The sequence below is a fragment of the Sphingobacterium puteale genome, from assembly GCF_050986225.1.
Classification (GTDB): domain Bacteria; phylum Bacteroidota; class Bacteroidia; order Sphingobacteriales; family Sphingobacteriaceae; genus Sphingobacterium; species Sphingobacterium puteale.
In genome coordinates, this window is the sequence record NZ_CP158959.1 from 3,395,314 (window position 1) to 3,411,678 (window position 16,365).

The following is a 16,365-nucleotide window of genomic DNA, read 5'->3' on the forward strand; positions in this document are numbered from 1 at the left end:
TGGCTATTCCACTACATATTAAGTATTACTTTTGGCACTATCCATGAAGTTATAACTGTTAGTGGCTGTTAAAGCCTCTTTGCCAAAAACTTTTTTGAATTCTTAATCGGTAGTGATACCAATAATTCTTCCTGTTTCCCAATTTTGATTAAGTCAATAAAAGATTTACTGTTTATATCCCAAATGGAAAGTAGTTGAGCGATCGATTCTTGCTGAAAAATATGGGAATTACTATAGTAATGACGATGTAAAGACGTAAATTTGTGTATCATCAATAAAATTTAAGTTATGATATTTTTAGGAGTTTTGGTCTTTTTTGGACTTGTCACATTATTTGCATCTTTTTTTACGGTAAAACAAGAAACTGCAGCTGTGGTCGAACGATTAGGCAAGTTTTTGAAAGTAAGCCACGCCGGTTTGCATTTGAAAATTCCTTTTTTGGATCAGATTGCCAAACGTCTGAATCTCAGAATACAGCAATTGGACGTCATCATCGATACCAAAACGTTGGATAATGTTTTCATAAAGATAAAAGTTTCTGTTCAGTATCAAGTAATCAGAGAAAATGTAAAAGACGCCTATTATCGGCTGGAAAATCCTGAAAACCAGATTACATCTTATGTTTTTGATGTTGTGCGTGCGGAAGTCCCGAAAACAAAATTAGATGATGTCTTTGTACGAAAAGATGATATTGCAAACGCTGTAAAAAGTGAATTACAGGAGGCCATGCAAAGTTATGGTTATAATATTATCAAAGCTTTAGTGACAGATATTGATCCCGATGAACAGGTAAAACACGCCATGAACAGGATTAACGCTGCAGAACGTGAAAAAACGGCTGCGGAGTATGAATCTGAAGCGCAAAGAATACGAATTGTTGCTGTGGCGAAGGCCGAGGCAGAATCCAAAAAACTTCAGGGGCAGGGGATAGCAGACCAACGGAGAGAGATTGCCAAAGGATTGGAGGAATCGGTAAAAATGCTGAATGCTGCTAATATCAACGCTCAGGAAGCCTCTGCTCTAATCGTGGTTACTCAACATTATGACACGTTGAATGCCATTGGAGCCAATAGCCGGAGCAATTTGGTGTTGTTGCCCAACTCACCAACGGCGGCAAGCTCCATGTTGAATGATTTGGTTGTTTCTATGGCAGCAGCACAAAAAATCAATGAAGACAGCAACGCCCAATCGTTCGACCCCTCAACGAATAGAGGAGGTCAGGAATAAATAACTGCTAAACTTAGGCTCCGGATCAGGTGGTAAACCATGGGCAGGAAAGGTAAATAAAAAGAGCCCAAAATACGCCTGATTGAGATCAGCTGTAGGGTGTATATATGATTTTGAAAACGATAAAATTAAGATGAAGCAGATATTACTTATTTTAGCCTGGTGCTTACCTATGGCTTGTAATTCGCAGATGCAGCAAGATGCTAAGCTCATCGGCAAGTGGAAAGGCTTGCTGAAGGAAACAGGAACAGGCGACCCTGTCGAAAAGATTATTCTTGAATTTACAGAAGATGGAAAATTTATTCAGTATCTAGGAGAAAATAAAATGCAGAATAAGATAGAATTCACTTATCGAGTTCGCAATAATAAATTAGTCACCGTGGAAAATGAAACCAAAGACGAGACAGAGGGGACATATTCTGTGAAGAATGATACATTAACGATTCTGTATGAAGGTGTAGAGAATAGGTATGTAAAATTCAAATAAGGGCTCTACTTACTTTCCACTTTGTTTGCATAAGTAACTTTGGATAAGTACCAACGATTACAAACCGTTCGTTGTTTTGCAAAAAATTATCGATCTTCCTATTCGCAAAGCAGAGGGAGCCCTTGGCAAATATCTCGATGGGTGTTATTCTCTCTACAGGGAAGAACCGTGGTACGATTCACATTTAAGGGACTGGGGCTATATTGATTATTACCAAAGTAAAAGAGTTTGCAATTAATTAAACGTCCCAAATCACTATCAGGTGTTACGTTTCAGTAGTGGTTATACCAAACTTTTGTTTGTAAGTATAATAAAAGTGTGATAAGTTTTCAAAACCTAAGTCCAGATAGAAATCTGTTGGTTTCTGTTTTTTGTACTTGATCAAATAATAAGCTTCATCTAAACGCTTCGCTAGTAACCACTGTTTCGGTGTCGTTTCAAAGGTTTTAGTAAAATCTCGCTTAAATCCTGAAAGGCTTCTCCCCGTAAGTTTTGCGAAAGATGCTATCGATACATTGAACATATAATTTTGATTCATAAATTCTTCTAAATCCATTTTGTATGGTTCTGAAAAATCGAATAAAATTTGTTTGAAATCAGGGTTGCATTGAAGTAATAATTCGATCGCTTCCCTGATTTTTAAATTTGACAAACTGGGTGTTGCTTCTTTTTCCTTATTGATATATGGAGCTAATGAAATGAAATAATTATACAGAAAATCATCTGGTTCAAAAAATAATTTTGGTTTGCCCATGTATTTTTTGTCAACTACAATTTTGTTCTCTAAGGCATATTGTCGCAATGTTTCCTTGTCCAACGTAATCGACAAAAATTGATATTTCCCAGATTTAGAAGGATATTTTATCGTTCTTATTAATTGGTTTTTCCGGACCAATACAATTGAATTTTCAGGAATTATTGTATTTCCATCAGCGTGAAAAGCGTGTGTTTCTCCTGATAATTGATATCCTAAAAAATGTTCGGGAATAAACTCTTCATTGCCTCTGTGCTTTTCAAAAACACAGGAGTAGACCAACTTATCAAAAATGATTTCACGCTTTGCTTCCATACTACAATTATATTAAATTTTAATTGAGCTTAGAAGCTCCCGCAAGTGCAATTTCTTTATCCTGTTCTGGCGAACCACCTGAAGATGCAATTGCTCCAATGATATTTCCATCTTTATTTTTTATCACGACGCCTCCTGCGATGGTTAGAAGCCCGCCATTGGAATTCAACATTCCGTTTCCATGGATATCGGCTCCAGAGACGATTGTCCCCATAATGTCACTATCGACACCAAACATGACAGCGGTTTTGGCTTTTCTTACAGCAAATTCTATTACACCAAAAACACTATCCAGTCTTGCAAAAGTAACCAGATGTCCACCAGTATCTACTACTGCAATGCTTACCGGAACCTTTAGTGCCCTCGCTTGTTCTACGGAAGCATTTAATGCTTCTATTGCTTCGTTATAGGTAATATTCATTTTTCTAGCTTTTTGCTGTCCATGCCTCTACTTGCAATTGTTTTACAAAATCCTCTGTTTCTTTCGGATGTACATTTCTAAAGTTTGAATTTTCATCCAAAGCTACATCAACTATACATTCTGCCATTGATTGCGGGTCTAACTGATTTGCCAAGGCTTCCGCAGTACCATCGAATGCGGATAAAGGAGTAAAATTGGTTTCAGGACTGTACCAACGAGAAATGGTATCTACACCCCGGTCGTTGAAACCAGTTCCAAAAATACCGGGGTTACACGTTGCTATTTTGATGTTGAAAGCAGCTAATTCTGTTCTCAAACCTTCCGCTATCGAACCCATCGCATGTTTGGAAGCACAATAAGCGGCGACGTAAGGTACAGTCCATAATTCGCCCATCGAGGTTGTGAATACAATTTTACCAGCTCTTTTCTCGTTAATAAATTTCTTGATGAAACCTTGTGCCAATTGCAATCCACCAAAAACATTTACGTCGAACATCGAACGAATTAATTCTATGGGTTGCTCTGCAATTGGGCCTCCTTCCATAATTCCAGCATTGCTGATCAAAATATCGATGTCGTATTTTTGAGTAATGTAAGCGATGTCTGTCGCGTTTGTTACATCCAACTTATCTACAATCATTTCCACTTTTTGCTCTTTAGCTTCTCTTATCAAGTCGCTCATCTGCGGATAAATTTGCGTCGTAGCAATTATCTGATGTCCTTTTTTTGCTAAATCAAAAGCGACGATTTTTCCAAAACCGCTAGCAGCTCCCGTAATCAAAATTCTTTTGCTCATATTTTAAATATTAAAAGTTATAGTGCAAAATTGAGCCAATTAACTTTATTATTAATTCGTGAGAAGTTCAAAAATATATTGTTGAAAAGTTCAAATGCAAAATATGCAACGGGTTCATATTCGTTTAACACAAAAGTTCCGGTGTAAACAGTCCGTTTAATCAACTGATTTTATCCATATCTTTCAGTTCTTTGAAAGCACCAATATTGACTGGGGCTTTTTATCCAATGGCTTCCTAAATTTATGGATACATATAATAAAAACATTTATAAAGAAGTGGCTGGTTAACATGCATCAGTTTAACGCTCATTTTTTTAAAACTGGAATGAGTCATGTAAAACAGTCGTAATTAATTAATATGCAAGATAATATATTAATATTGTGTGCTAAAATGTTCTGTCAGAACTCTGCCAAAAGTCGTATATTTAATCAAGATTTATACAAAATGAAAAAGAGAAAAGTGCCTTCAAATGCAAAAGAGCAGCTTTTTACAGTTGTCTTCGTTCGGCGGAAAGGGAGGGATTCGAATTGATGCAAGAACTGGATTCCTGTTGGACAGAGGTAAATTTGAGGATATTAAATTTCTGTAATTTCTACATGTACAAACCAAAAAAATGCCGATGTAAAGTAAAAGAATAGATAATGAGCGAAGTAGTAATAAGAACGATAGTTGAAGAAGAATGCCTTCCACATTCACCAAAAATCAATGCCAAAGTCAGGGCATATATTTGGCAGTATATATACGAGGAAATATTGGTTCCAAAGAAAATAATGGCTGATAATAAGTATAATTACAGGCTAACCTTGGATTTAGTGAAATTTGATCCGGAGCAGCATAAATTTTTCACAGATTCTCCTTTTAATACAGAAGTAAACAAATTTAGGCCAGAGCCGAAATTTAATACACAAGGTAACCTTAAATTTTCCTCGATTGGTGTCGTTTCCAAGCTAATAGATAATGATACATCACCCGAAGATTATGCGAAGATCATTTATGATGCATTCGGTTCTTTTCTCGTATTGATCTCGAAAAAAATAACTAAAGAGGAATTAGATAGGATAAAGCCCGGATTAGATTATGATTATATAAATAGCTTTAGTTATCCGGCAACTAAAGATGATTGTGATTTTTTTATTGTATAATGAATGGAGTTGCTAACTTAGTCGGCAGATCAAGTTAAGAACAATAAAATATCTTAATTTTGAAATAATGATTAAAGTCCGTAAAAAGTACGATCGCATTTTTAAAGAGCGAGCAGTTGAATTAAGTAAAAACAGGAAAAATCTTTCTGAGCTAGCTCGTGAGTTGGGAATCTCTGCTGCCCAATTATATAAGTGGCGTAAAGAGTCAGAAGAGTTTGGATCAGGAAGTTTCCCTGGGAATGGAAATATGAAGCAAACGCCAGAACAAGAGCGGATTAGTTTCTTGGAAAAAAAACTTAAAGACTCAGAACTGGAACTAGAAATACTAAAAAAGGCCATAGGCATCTTTTCCAAGAGCGATCGGTAATATATAGTTTTATCAAGCAACATCAGGGGCTATATTCGATTGAAAAGATGTGTAAAGTTATGGGCGTTGGATCTAGAAGCTATTATGCTTGGCAAAAACGGTCCCAACAGACAAAAAGCAGGAAATGTAGCAATCTGGAGGACAAGATAAAGGCTATTTATTTCGATAAGAAACAACGGTATGGCAGTCCTAGAATAACTGCGGAGCTGTTGGATGATGGAATTAAAGTTTCTAGAAATACAGTCGCTAAGTATATGAAAAATATGGGGCTACGGAGTAAAATAGGCAAGAAATTTAAAGCTACAACCGATTCAAAACACGCACATAAAATAATGGACAATGTATTAGACCGAAATTTCAAAGCTTCAGAGCCTTCAAAAGTCTGGGTATCTGATATTACTTACATCCATACCAAAGAAGGTTTTTTATATCTAACCACCATTCTGGATTTATATGACCGCAAATGTATTGGTTGGAGTATCAGTGATGGGATGAAAACTGAAGAAACTTCATTGGCAGCTTGGAAAATGGCAATTAAGCACCGTAAACTGTCTCCTGGTCTAATTTTTCATTCGGACCGTGGCGTACAATATGCATGTGAAAAATTTAGTAACACGTTAGATTCCTATAAAATCATAACAAGAAGTATGAGTAGAAAAGGTAATTGCTGGGATAATGCAGTAGCAGAAAGCTTCTTCAAAACGCTAAAATCCGAGCAGATTTACGGTAATAAGTTGATTACCAGGGATCAGATGAAAGCAGAACTATTCGAATACATAGAAATCTGGTATAATCGAGAACGTCGTCACTCCACATTGGGAAATCTTACAATTGAGCAATTTAATAACAAAGAGCAAAAAATTAAAAAAGCTGCTTAACTAGCACTGCCGATTTTATTTGCAAGTCCAGTATTAAAAACCTAACCACGGTACAAATTTGCAACATTAATTAATTTCACCGCTAAAAATGATACTAATTTTCGTTCTATTATGTTGCAGAGGAAGGGATTCTGACCTTTTGGGGTAAACCTGCTCCCAGAGTGTATTTTATAGGACTAAAAACAAAAACGCCACGAATAGTGATTATTCGTGGCGTTTGTATCATTTAGCGGAAAGGGAGGGATTCGAACCCTCGATACAGTCATCCCGTATACAGTCTTTCCAGGACTGCTCATTCGACCACTCTGACACCTTTCCGTGTTTCAGTGCACAAATGTAGTAATTTTTTGCTTTATTGCAATACCATATAGCTTTTTTTAAGAACGATTTTTCCTATGCTATTGATCATAAGTGTATTGTTTTTATATTTTTTTGAATAAAACATATTTCTTATTTTTCAGTATGACAAATACTTATTTAAACATAAAAAAGAATATTTTGGACGTTGCCCTCGAACGAACAAATGACCGGATCGCAATGATCGAATCCGCATTGGAAACAGCCAGGGATTCGAGCAATGACGATACGAAAAGTAGCGCTGGAGATAAGTATGAAACCTCAAGAGAAATGATCCAGCAAGATATCAATCGGTATCAAGGGCAGCTTATTGAAGCAAATAAAGATTTACTACAGCTCACGAATATTACATCAGTGGTGGGGGATAAAACTGATTTTGTTAAATTGGGAAGCCTTGTCAAAACAAATGTGGGACTTTATTTTATCGCCACAAGTATTGGGGCAATAAAAATCGGGGACAATAATGTTTTTGTCATTTCAGCGGCATCACCTATAGGTCAGTTGCTCCTTGGTAGAAGAGTAGGAGAGAGTTTTCTGTTTAACAGGTTAAATCAGTCCATACTGGAGCTTTATTAATTGCCAAAAAAGAAGAAAGTTAAACAATATGTCCTCCTAATTGTTTTCACTATGAACGAAAATAAAACGATACGATGAGATTAAACAGATTACTTTTGATATTTTCATTCGGTGTTTTACCTTTTGTTCACTCTTGCCGCTCACCAGAATCCGATGATAAGCTAAAGTCAAAAATTGAAGAAGCTTTAATAGATAACGAGGGCATAGCAGTGGATGTAGAAGAGGGTAATGTTACATTGAACGGGCAATTAGGATCGGATTCATTAAAGCAAGTGGTTGAAGATAAAACAAAGACTGCGGGTGGTGAAAATATTAAATCCATCCACAACAATATCATGGTCAACCTTCCTGAACCTGAAGATGCGCGTGAAAAATATCATGAAATAGTTGAGGGAGCTGTCGATTCCACGATTACTAGAGATGTCAATCGGGTACTGGAAGATTTTCCGACCATTACAGCACAGGTAAAGGACGGAATTATTATTGTAACAGGTAACATTGAAAAAACACGAATGGATTCCCTAAAGAAAAGATTGGACCATATTAAGCCTAAAGGTATTGATATGAAAGGAGTGACCAGTCGATAGTTTTCGTAGTGCAATGGAAATATAAATAGTAAAAGCTACGCATCAACAGATGGGTAGCTTTTACTATTTATGCATATGTTTATTTACCCCTAATTTAAACATTTTCCATCAAATCCCGAATAGCTACTGAGGCAATAGCACCTCCAAATGCTGCGGGTAGATAGGACATTGTTCCATAGGCTGACTTTTTAAAATTACTCCCATCGGTATATAGTAAGGAGCTTTTATCCGGAAGCTCAGTTGAAAAGGCAACTTTAACACCTTCACGGATACCATGTTTACGCAACTTCTTACGAATATGTTGAGCCAGTTTGCAATTATAGGACTTGCTAATATCTGCGATCTCAATTTTTGTCGGATCAACCTTACCACCTGCGCCCATTGAACTTACAAATGGCATTTTTGCATCCAGTGCCAGTCTGATGAAGAATAACTTCGGTGTAATACTGTCGATGGCTTCTACACAATAGTCGGGCGCCATCTCCAATAAAGCCGGAATTTTTTCAGGGATAATAAAGTCTTGGATCACGGTCAATTCCAATTCTGGATTAATAGCTAAAAGACGCTGTCTCATAATTTCAGCTTTTGCTTCACCATGGTTCGTTGCAAGAGCCGGCAGCTGTCTATTTCTGTTGGAGGGATCTACGGTATCACCATCTATTATGGTCATTTTACCGACCCCCGCACGGCAGATAAATTCAGCCGCAAAGGAACCCACACCGCCTAGGCCCAGAACCATCACGTGTGAATTCGCTAATTTTTCCAAAGCTGTCCTACCGACCAGTGCCTCGGTGCGTGACAGCCAACTTAAATCTTTCATTTTTTTAATACAAACTTATAATTATGATATAATGCCTGCTTTAGCATCTCTACTGGAATAGATCGGGCTTGGGCGACATATTGATATAGGGTAGCAACTTCTGTTGCTGTATAGGTATCTGTTTCCAAAAATAAATGTGTAAGGGGAATATTTCTTACGACTTCGTCCTGGCTGCCATCCAAACAATGGACACCGATCGAAAGGTAATACCCTTTATCCATAAGCTGTTTGGCCAAAGTCCAATTCTTGCGATAGCCATGGAAGATAACCGGTAAATGAAATTTAGCTTTTACCAAAGATGCTAAGACTTCCTGAAAGGCACGGACACAGTGAATAATCAGCGGCTTTTGAAAAGTAATGGCCAATAGAATCTGTTGCTCAAAAACCCGTTGCTGTTTCTCAAAAGGAATAGCGCTATTTTTGTCCAGACCACATTCGCCTAATGCCACAACATTCGTCCTTTGTATCATTGTTCGCATCAATTCTAATGCTTTTTCGGTATTTCTGTTGATGTACCATGGATGCAAGCCGATAGAGCAGTCTCCCTCAACGGTAGTCTCATTATTGTTCAATGCTATATTTATAATAGATCGGTTGAAACCGTCCTGTATAATATCAAGCCGATGCGTATGTATGTCGATATAGGGAGCCTGCATTGTCAAAGGACAAAGGTCGAAAAAATAGTTGAAGCAAAAAATATTCTCTACAAATTTAGTATAGTTTTATTGCTCCAACTTGCTGTTGAGTGCCTGCAAGATTGCGGAAGCCTTTAAAAGACATTCCTGATATTCTTGCTCCGCCAATGCTTGATTGGTAAGGGCCCCGCCGGTATGAAAGGATAGGTATTTTTTGCGTTGATTGTACAGAATGGAACGGATTACGACATTAAAATCAAATTCATCACGAATAGTATCAAAATAGCCTACCGAACCTGCGTAAATCCCTCTTTTGGAGCCTTCAATCTGATCACAAATGCGCATGGCAGCAATTTTGGGCGCACCCGTCATCGAGCCAGCGGGAAATGTATGTCTAAAGACGTCCATATTGGACACGTTGGGATCCTGTATGCAGCTGATTGTCGATATCATTTGATGTACTTGTTTAAAAGACTGGATTTCAAACAGACGTGTGGCTTCAACTGTTCCGGGAAGGGCACTTCGCGTTAAATCATTACGGACAAGATCCACAATCATTACATTTTCGGCGATCTCCTTTTGTGATTGGAGCATACGATTGACAATCTCTTGATCCTCGTATGCTGTAACACCTCTTTTAGCAGTGCCTTTAATGGGCTGAGAAATCAGTTTACCTTGTCTTTTCGCCAAAAAACGTTCTGGAGAAGCGCTCATGATAAAATGATGGCCAACTTTAAAAAAGTTGCTGAATGGAGTAGGTGAAACGGTATTCAATTTTAGATAGACCGCAATAGGGTTAATATCTACATTTTCGGCGAAGAACTCCTGACAGAGATTTACCTCGTATATATCACCACGTTGGATGTGTTGCTGCACTTTATCAAAGGCATCAAAGTATTCTGCTTTTGTCCACCTTGAGTGTATCTTTATCTCTGGGTTGGTATTTATCTGTGGGATTACTGTGTCGCAGATAGACTGATACACCGCAACTGGATTATCGGCTTGGATGTGAACCTGATTAGCGGCCCATCTGACCGTAATGGTTGGAACAAAAAAATAGGCAGCTGGAAATCCGAGCTTATCAGTAGCGCTCGTATGTAAATTTTCGATCTCATTCTTAAGATCATAGGATAGAAATCCCGGAATAAACTCGCATTGATGTTTGACTAGGAATTGCTGCAATTGATCCAATACATCATCATCTGCACAAAATGAATGCAAGGCCTTCACCGCCAATACACTCTCAAATCTTCCCCATTCGTCAGGCGCTCCGTTGCTATTAAAGAAAGAAATTTCATCAAATTGCCCCGACCAATGCAGGGCTTTTTGATGAAATTTATCTTTAGAATCGAGAAGATCAAAACTTTCGATCCGCATATTTTACTTTGATAAAGCCAGTGTTTGTTTACGATCCGGACCTACCGATAGAATCGTGATAGGAACTTCGAGAGCTTTCTCCAAATAAGAAATATAGTTACTTAATGCCTCAGGAATCTCAGCCTCAGATGTGATACCTGTCAAATCTTGTTTCCACCCTTGGATTTCTTCCAAGATTGGTTCTGCCTGATGTGTGATAATCTCGTACGGCATATAATCAATCACTTCGCCATTATAGTTATAATGTGTACATGCGTAGATCTTGTCAAAAGTATCCAACACATCAGCTTTCATCATGATAAGGTCCGTTACACCATTGAGCATAATTGCATATTTCAGTGCCGGAATATCAATCCATCCTGTACGGCGTGCACGTCCCGTTGTAGCGCCGAATTCATGACCCAATTGACGTAGTTTTTCTCCTGTTTCATCATGAAGTTCGGTAGGGAAGGGACCTCCACCCACACGTGTTGCATAGGCTTTAAAAATGCCGTATACTTTACCGATTTTGTTTGGTGCGATACCAAGACCTGTACAAGCTCCGGCAGTTGTCGTGTTGGATGAAGTCACAAAAGGGTAAGAACCGAAATCCACATCCAAAAGAGTCCCTTGGGCACCTTCAGCCAATACACGTTTGCCTTCTTTCAGATATTGATTGACCAAATGCTCTGAATCAACATGCGGAATGGTTTTAATGAATTCAATCGCAGCCAGGAATGCTTGCTCTTTTTCACTGAAATCAGGAATTTCACCATAGTGAGAAAGAATGTTCAAGTGCTTTTCTTTCAACTTCTGGTAACGCTCCTGAAAGTCGGGAAGTGTCGTATCACCTACACGTAAGCCATTTCTACCCGTTTTGTCCATATAGGTCGGACCGATACCCTTCAATGTAGATCCGATCTTGCCGGCGCCCATTTTCGATTCCGAAGCAGCGTCCAATAATTGGTGTGTCGGCAAAATAAGGTGTGCTTTGCGTGCTAATACCAAATTGCCTTTACCCACCGGATCAAAACCAGCTGTTTTAAGATTGTCTAATTCTCTTTTTAGGATAATCGGATCGATAACGACACCATTACCAATAAGATTTAGTGTACCTTCATTGAAGATACCAGACGGAATTGTGTTGAGCACGAATTTTTTGTTATCAAATTCCAACGTGTGTCCGGCGTTAGGGCCGCCTTGGAAACGAGCGATTAAATCGTATTTTGGACAAAATACGTCTACGATTTTACCTTTACCCTCGTCACCCCATTGTAAGCCCAAAAGCACATCAACTTGCATAGCTTTTAAAGTATAGTAATTAAAATGTTATTAATAAAAATAGACTCATTAAAAAAATAAAAATGTTCAGGAATTTTTCTCCTGAACATTCCTGAACAAATGTACTATTATATTTAACAAAAATATAAGATTAATTTGAAATAGCTTCCTGAGCTACGGTTTCTTCTTTTTTATTTTTTTCTTGACAATCTTGACATACACCGTATAAATTTAAAGAATGGTGCTTGATGTCAAACTTCAATAAATCCCCCATGAGGCTTTGAATCTGGTTGATACGTGGGTCGCAAAATTCAACAACCTTATTGCATTCTATACAAATCACGTGGTCGTGCTGCTTGAAGCCATAGGATTTTTCAAATTGAGCCATATTACGGCCAAACTGGTGTTTGGTAACCAAGTCACAAGAAACCAAAAGTTCGAGGGTATTATAAACTGTCGCACGGCTGACACGGTATTTTTTGTTCTTCATATGGATATACAAAGACTCAACATCAAAGTGATCAGTACGTGAATAAATCTCTTCCAAGATAGCATAACGCTCCGGAGTTTTTCTTAGATTTTTATTTTCTAAGTATGCTTCAAAGATTTTTTTTACAGTTGCAAAATTTTCAGCTTGATTCATAGTAAAAATATTCTTGTACAAATTTACCAATTTAGATTGACATTTGATAGTATTTCTAAATTGTGATATTCATTTGATTAATTTTCGGATTCATACCGATTGACTCCTGTTATTCCCCGCACTTGTTTAAGGTTTTTCATCAAACTCTCCAATTGTTGGGTATCATTGACATACACCATAATATTTCCATCAAAAATACCATCGTTACTCGATATGGCTAGGGAGCGTATGTTGACCGCAAATTCTTGGGAAATAACCGTAGTAAGCTTATTGACCAACCCGACGTCATCGATACCGACAATATGGAGGCCGGTCAGAAATGCAGAGTCTTTCGTCGATGCCCAACGGGCCTTCAAAATACGGTACCCGTAATTCGCCATCAATTTGGATGCATTGGGGCAACTGGTGCGGTGAATCTTGATGCCATCATTGACCGTCAGAAAACCGAAGATGTCGTCGCCCGGAATTGGATTGCAACAAGGCGCTAGGGTATAGTCAACTTTTTGCATGTCATCACCGATCAGAATAGTGTCAAACTCCTTTTTATTGATTTTTTCAACTAAACCGCCAATATGACTGTTGAACTGATTGCCCGAAGAAGATCCTGCATTGATTTCAACTGCTTTTTCATGGGCTACGTACTCCCGCAATTGCTTGATATCAACAATGCCTTTGGCCACGTTATAAAAGAGATCCTGAGAACTTGGATACTTCAGATAATTAGCAATTTTGTTGATATTATCCGTATTGTAGGTCACTTTCAAAGACTTCAATTTACGCTCGAGAATCTCCTTTCCATCTTCTGCGACCCGTCGTTTTTCTTCTTTGAGGGAAGATCTGATTTTTGATTTTGCTTTTGCGGTAACGACAAAATTGAGCCAGTCTTCTTTTGGCGACTGTTTGCTGGAGGTGATAATCTCGACTTGATCACCATTTTGCAGCACGTGGCTAAGTGGAACCAATTTATGGTTTACTTTGGCCCCAATACAACTTGCGCCGATATCGGAGTGGATCTCAAAAGCAAAATCCAATGCAGTTGCATTGTTTGGTAATTGGATTAAGGTGCCTTTGGGTGTGAAGATAAAAATTTCATCCGAGAATAGGTTCATCTTGAAATCATCCACAAAATCCATGGCATTCTGATCAGGGCTGCTGAGTACATCACGCACCTTTTTGATCCATTGATCCAATCCTGAATCGGAATTGGATTCTTTGTATTTCCAGTGTGCCGCAAATCCTTTTTCTGCAATTTCATTCATCCGTCTGGTCCGAATCTGCACTTCTACCCATTGCCCCTTGGGACCCATTACCGTTGTATGCAAAGATTCGTAGCCATTTCCTTTGGGCGAAGAGATCCAGTCGCGCAAACGGTCCGGGTTGGGACGATATAAATCCGTTACAATGGAGTATACTTTCCAACATTCGGTTTTTTCCTTTTCATCCACTGCGTCGATGACGATACGAATAGCAAATAGATCATATACTTCTTCAAATGGAATCGACTTTTTGCGCATTTTGTTCCAAATCGAATGAATCGACTTGGGCCTTCCAAATACAGCGGCTTTAACTCCTTGTTCTTCTAAAATCTCTTTAATAGGACCGATAAAATCACCAATGAATTTCTCCCGCTCGGCCTTCTTTTCATTCAGTTTTCGAGCAATAAATTTATAGGTGTCCGGATCAGTAAATTTCATGGACAAGTCTTCCAATTCGGATTTGATCGCGTACAAACCCAAACGATGCGCCAATGGAGCATAAAGATAACTGGTCTCTGAGGCAATCTTCAACTGCTTATCTCTTGCCATAAATTCCATCGTCCGCATATTGTGCAGCCTATCCGCCAATTTGATAAGGATAACGCGTACGTCATCGGCAAGCGTTAGCAACATTTTACGAAAGTTCTCGGCCTGCATCGAACTATTGGGGTCAAATATTCCGGAAATTTTTGTCAATCCATCGATAATTCGACGAACTTTTTTTCCAAACATTTCCTCAATTTCGTCCAAGGTTACATTGGTGTCCTCAACAACATCATGGAGCAAAGCACATACAATGGAGGTTGTCCCTAAACCAATTTCCTCGGCGGCAATCTGCGCTACCGCAATCGGATGATAAATATAAGGTTCTCCTGATTTGCGGCGCATCTCCTTGTGGCTATCCAAGGCCAAATCAAAAGCTTTACGAATCTCTTGTTTGTCCCCCCGCTGCAAAGTAGGCTTACAGGCACGCAATAATGCACGGTAACGTTTTCTTATCTCTTTGTTTTCTGCTTCAATATCAATCACATAATCTTTCATAAACGTTGCAGGTAAATGATGTTTTTTTGAGTATTTTTGTTTAATTTAGTTAATGTATTTTGAATACAATTATCAAGCTAACTTATTTTGTAATAAATTTACCAAAATATAATAGCATTGACAAATTAAAAGAGTTATATAGTCGTTCAGATGAAGACAACAGTATGGTTTTTGTTTTTTCTTCTTGGGACTTTGTCAGGCGTGGCACAGGCTCAGTCTCTGGTTCTTCCTTTATACGGTGAAGGGGCCCAGGAGACAGTGACTGATTATATGACAACAACGCTACCTTCGGGTGAGATATTGCCTTGGTTTCCCATTCCTGAAGTGGTTATTGTCAGGAAAAGAGTCTGGTCAAGCGAGGAAGCCCGAAGGGAATATTTACGTTTTAGAAGAAATGTATTGAAAGTGCTTCCTTATGCCATTTATGCTCAAAAAAGATACGACCAACTGGACCGGGACCTTGCTATGACATCCAATAAAAAAGAACATGAAACTCTGGTGGAGAGATGTGAAAACGATGTGAAACAAATGTTTAATCGTGAAATTAAAAATATGACCATTTCCCAGGGAAAAATCCTAATAAAGCTGATCGATCGCTATACCGGACACACGAGCTATGAAATGGTAAAGGAAATGAAAGGTGGGGTCTCCGCATTTTTTTACCAGGGAGTTGCCAAAATTTTTGGGCATAATTTAAAATCAGCATATGATCCAAAAGAGGATTTCGAAATCGAAAATATCATCCGTGAATTTGAACGGTCGAGGCCCAAGCCGGTGATGTAAGCCCCTTATATACTCGTATATATAAGTCACGAAGATACTTTAACTAGGATCGGGTTCGTTATGTAATACCTAAATTAAGACAATATGAAAACGATATATGACTTTGATGCTTTGCAATTCAATGGAACCATGAAATCTCTCGGAGATTTTGAAGGAAAAGTTTTGTTGGTCGTGAATACAGCGAGTCAGTGTCTATTCACAAGACAGTTTAAATCGCTCGAAAAACTTTACCAAAAGTATAAAGAAAGGGGATTTGAGGTACTGGCATTTCCGTCCAATAACTTTCGGAACCAAGAACCTCTGACTGGCAGTACATTGGAGACATTCTGTATAATAAACCAGCAGGTTAGTTTCCCGGTTTTTAAACGCAGCCATGTCATCGGCACTTACACAACAGCATTGTATAGCTTCCTGTCAAATAAAGCAGAAAACGGACATATAAATAGCAAGCCCTCTTGGAACTTTCATAAATACTTGATCAACAGGCAGGGGGAAGTCGTGGATTTCTATTATCCTACAACTTCGCCATTGTCAGGTAAAATTTGTCGTAATATCGAACGACTTTTGGAGGAGTAACCCACAAACTTCCTACCTTTGGCCTCGGTTCCATACCAATAAGACCTGTATGTGCCGGCTGTCTTC

The 16,365-nt window shown here is 38.4% G+C and carries 18 protein-coding genes and 1 tRNA gene; 9 read left to right on the top strand and 10 right to left on the bottom strand.

Annotated features, from left to right (window positions below):
• Window positions 1–288 precede the first annotated feature (288 nt).
• Window positions 289–1,227: an SPFH domain-containing protein gene (locus tag ABTV71_RS14405; RefSeq protein WP_433903684.1), complete on the top strand. Its 939-nt coding sequence runs from the start codon at window positions 289–291 to the stop codon at window positions 1,225–1,227.
• A gap of 133 nt (window positions 1,228–1,360) precedes the next feature.
• Complete coding sequence (locus ABTV71_RS14410; protein ID WP_433903685.1) at window positions 1,361–1,714, top strand: hypothetical protein; 354 nt, start codon at window positions 1,361–1,363, stop codon at window positions 1,712–1,714.
• A 265-nt stretch (window positions 1,715–1,979) separates the two neighbouring features.
• Here the strand turns inward: ABTV71_RS14410 and ABTV71_RS14415 are convergent, their stop codons facing one another.
• The 3 genes from ABTV71_RS14415 to ABTV71_RS14425 are packed head-to-tail and all read right to left on the bottom strand — an operon-like array spanning window position 1,980 to window position 4,000.
• The gene (locus ABTV71_RS14415; RefSeq protein WP_433903686.1) at window positions 1,980–2,783 is read right to left on the bottom strand and encodes a helix-turn-helix domain-containing protein; all 804 of its coding nucleotides are present in this window, start codon (window positions 2,781–2,783) and stop codon (window positions 1,980–1,982) included.
• 19 nt (window positions 2,784–2,802) lie between these two features.
• Window positions 2,803–3,204: a GlcG/HbpS family heme-binding protein gene (locus ABTV71_RS14420; RefSeq protein ID WP_121123397.1), complete on the bottom strand. Its 402-nt coding sequence runs from the start codon at window positions 3,202–3,204 to the stop codon at window positions 2,803–2,805.
• Between the two features lie 4 nt (window positions 3,205–3,208).
• Complete coding sequence (locus ABTV71_RS14425; RefSeq protein WP_121123399.1) at window positions 3,209–4,000, bottom strand: SDR family oxidoreductase; 792 nt, start codon at window positions 3,998–4,000, stop codon at window positions 3,209–3,211.
• Between the two features lie 642 nt (window positions 4,001–4,642).
• Between ABTV71_RS14425 and ABTV71_RS14430 the strand changes: the two genes are divergently transcribed.
• The 3 genes from ABTV71_RS14430 (at window position 4,643) to ABTV71_RS14440 (ending at window position 6,388) form a co-directional block, all read left to right on the top strand.
• Window positions 4,643–5,143 (top strand): hypothetical protein, encoded by a 501-nt coding sequence (locus ABTV71_RS14430; protein WP_147430346.1) that lies wholly within the window; start codon window positions 4,643–4,645, stop codon window positions 5,141–5,143.
• A 67-nt stretch (window positions 5,144–5,210) separates the two neighbouring features.
• Entirely contained in the window at window positions 5,211–5,510 is a 300-nt protein-coding gene (locus ABTV71_RS14435) for a transposase (RefSeq protein ID WP_070566721.1), read from the top strand.
• Window positions 5,511–5,521: 11 nt separating this feature from the next.
• On the top strand, window positions 5,522–6,388 hold the full coding sequence (locus tag ABTV71_RS14440; protein WP_433903699.1) for an IS3 family transposase: 867 nt from the start codon (window positions 5,522–5,524) through the stop codon (window positions 6,386–6,388).
• A 230-nt stretch (window positions 6,389–6,618) separates the two neighbouring features.
• On the opposite strand, the gene ABTV71_RS14445 is transcribed toward ABTV71_RS14440, so the two are convergent.
• A tRNA-Ser gene (locus tag ABTV71_RS14445) sits at window positions 6,619–6,706 on the bottom strand.
• A 144-nt stretch (window positions 6,707–6,850) separates the two neighbouring features.
• Between ABTV71_RS14445 and ABTV71_RS14450 the strand changes: the two genes are divergently transcribed.
• The gene (locus tag ABTV71_RS14450) at window positions 6,851–7,321 is read left to right on the top strand and encodes a hypothetical protein (protein WP_121123403.1); all 471 of its coding nucleotides are present in this window, start codon (window positions 6,851–6,853) and stop codon (window positions 7,319–7,321) included.
• Between the two features lie 74 nt (window positions 7,322–7,395).
• Window positions 7,396–7,908: a BON domain-containing protein gene (locus ABTV71_RS14455; protein ID WP_183078654.1), complete on the top strand. Its 513-nt coding sequence runs from the start codon at window positions 7,396–7,398 to the stop codon at window positions 7,906–7,908.
• Window positions 7,909–8,002: 94 nt separating this feature from the next.
• Here ABTV71_RS14455 and ABTV71_RS14460 read toward each other — a convergent pair whose 3' ends face one another.
• From ABTV71_RS14460 to ABTV71_RS14485, 6 genes are all read right to left on the bottom strand, one after another.
• On the bottom strand, window positions 8,003–8,728 hold the full coding sequence (locus tag ABTV71_RS14460) for a tRNA threonylcarbamoyladenosine dehydratase (protein ID WP_108634298.1): 726 nt from the start codon (window positions 8,726–8,728) through the stop codon (window positions 8,003–8,005).
• Window positions 8,725–9,384 carry a TatD family hydrolase gene (locus tag ABTV71_RS14465; protein WP_433903687.1) on the bottom strand — a complete coding sequence of 220 codons (660 nt, stop codon included), beginning with the start codon at window positions 9,382–9,384 and terminating at the stop codon, window positions 8,725–8,727. The genes ABTV71_RS14460 and ABTV71_RS14465 overlap by 4 nt, the downstream gene beginning before the upstream one ends.
• 66 nt (window positions 9,385–9,450) lie before the next feature.
• The gene (locus ABTV71_RS14470; protein WP_433903688.1) at window positions 9,451–10,740 is read right to left on the bottom strand and encodes an anthranilate synthase component I family protein; all 1,290 of its coding nucleotides are present in this window, start codon (window positions 10,738–10,740) and stop codon (window positions 9,451–9,453) included.
• A gap of 3 nt (window positions 10,741–10,743) precedes the next feature.
• Window positions 10,744–12,021 carry an adenylosuccinate synthase gene (locus ABTV71_RS14475; RefSeq protein ID WP_104381933.1) on the bottom strand — a complete coding sequence of 426 codons (1,278 nt, stop codon included), beginning with the start codon at window positions 12,019–12,021 and terminating at the stop codon, window positions 10,744–10,746.
• 130 nt (window positions 12,022–12,151) lie between these two features.
• Window positions 12,152–12,643: a Fur family transcriptional regulator gene (locus ABTV71_RS14480; protein ID WP_104381932.1), complete on the bottom strand. Its 492-nt coding sequence runs from the start codon at window positions 12,641–12,643 to the stop codon at window positions 12,152–12,154.
• A gap of 77 nt (window positions 12,644–12,720) precedes the next feature.
• Window positions 12,721–14,940, bottom strand: coding sequence for a RelA/SpoT family protein (locus tag ABTV71_RS14485; protein ID WP_433903689.1), 2,220 nt, complete (start codon window positions 14,938–14,940; stop codon window positions 12,721–12,723).
• 150 nt (window positions 14,941–15,090) lie between these two features.
• Here ABTV71_RS14485 and ABTV71_RS14490 point away from each other — a divergent pair, with 150 nt between their 5' ends.
• Window positions 15,091–15,723: a DUF4294 domain-containing protein gene (locus ABTV71_RS14490; RefSeq protein WP_121123413.1), complete on the top strand. Its 633-nt coding sequence runs from the start codon at window positions 15,091–15,093 to the stop codon at window positions 15,721–15,723.
• Between the two features lie 84 nt (window positions 15,724–15,807).
• Window positions 15,808–16,299, top strand: coding sequence for a glutathione peroxidase (locus tag ABTV71_RS14495; RefSeq protein ID WP_433903690.1), 492 nt, complete (start codon window positions 15,808–15,810; stop codon window positions 16,297–16,299).
• The last annotated feature ends 66 nt before the right edge of the window (window positions 16,300–16,365 follow it).

What these genes read in the sequence shown, in the direction of transcription:
- ABTV71_RS14460 (WP_108634298.1), bottom strand. Translation starts at nt 8,728, where the DNA reads ATGAAAGATTTAAGTTGGCTGTCACGCACCGAGGCACTGGTCGGTAGG.
- ABTV71_RS14480 (WP_104381932.1), bottom strand. Translation starts at nt 12,643, where the DNA reads ATGAATCAAGCTGAAAATTTTGCAACTGTAAAAAAAATCTTTGAAGCA.
- ABTV71_RS14420 (WP_121123397.1), bottom strand. Translation starts at nt 3,204, where the DNA reads ATGAATATTACCTATAACGAAGCAATAGAAGCATTAAATGCTTCCGTA.
- ABTV71_RS14410 (WP_433903685.1), top strand. Translation starts at nt 1,361, where the DNA reads ATGAAGCAGATATTACTTATTTTAGCCTGGTGCTTACCTATGGCTTGT.
- ABTV71_RS14425 (WP_121123399.1), bottom strand. Translation starts at nt 4,000, where the DNA reads ATGAGCAAAAGAATTTTGATTACGGGAGCTGCTAGCGGTTTTGGAAAA.
- ABTV71_RS14405 (WP_433903684.1), top strand. Translation starts at nt 289, where the DNA reads ATGATATTTTTAGGAGTTTTGGTCTTTTTTGGACTTGTCACATTATTT.
- ABTV71_RS14475 (WP_104381933.1), bottom strand. Translation starts at nt 12,021, where the DNA reads ATGCAAGTTGATGTGCTTTTGGGCTTACAATGGGGTGACGAGGGTAAA.
- ABTV71_RS14455 (WP_183078654.1), top strand. Translation starts at nt 7,396, where the DNA reads ATGAGATTAAACAGATTACTTTTGATATTTTCATTCGGTGTTTTACCT.
- ABTV71_RS14450 (WP_121123403.1), top strand. Translation starts at nt 6,851, where the DNA reads ATGACAAATACTTATTTAAACATAAAAAAGAATATTTTGGACGTTGCC.
- ABTV71_RS14485 (WP_433903689.1), bottom strand. Translation starts at nt 14,940, where the DNA reads ATGAAAGATTATGTGATTGATATTGAAGCAGAAAACAAAGAGATAAGA.
- ABTV71_RS14470 (WP_433903688.1), bottom strand. Translation starts at nt 10,740, where the DNA reads ATGCGGATCGAAAGTTTTGATCTTCTCGATTCTAAAGATAAATTTCAT.
- ABTV71_RS14495 (WP_433903690.1), top strand. Translation starts at nt 15,808, where the DNA reads ATGAAAACGATATATGACTTTGATGCTTTGCAATTCAATGGAACCATG.
- ABTV71_RS14465 (WP_433903687.1), bottom strand. Translation starts at nt 9,384, where the DNA reads ATGCAGGCTCCCTATATCGACATACATACGCATCGGCTTGATATTATA.
- ABTV71_RS14490 (WP_121123413.1), top strand. Translation starts at nt 15,091, where the DNA reads ATGAAGACAACAGTATGGTTTTTGTTTTTTCTTCTTGGGACTTTGTCA.
- ABTV71_RS14415 (WP_433903686.1), bottom strand. Translation starts at nt 2,783, where the DNA reads ATGGAAGCAAAGCGTGAAATCATTTTTGATAAGTTGGTCTACTCCTGT.
- ABTV71_RS14430 (WP_147430346.1), top strand. Translation starts at nt 4,643, where the DNA reads ATGAGCGAAGTAGTAATAAGAACGATAGTTGAAGAAGAATGCCTTCCA.
- ABTV71_RS14435 (WP_070566721.1), top strand. Translation starts at nt 5,211, where the DNA reads ATGATTAAAGTCCGTAAAAAGTACGATCGCATTTTTAAAGAGCGAGCA.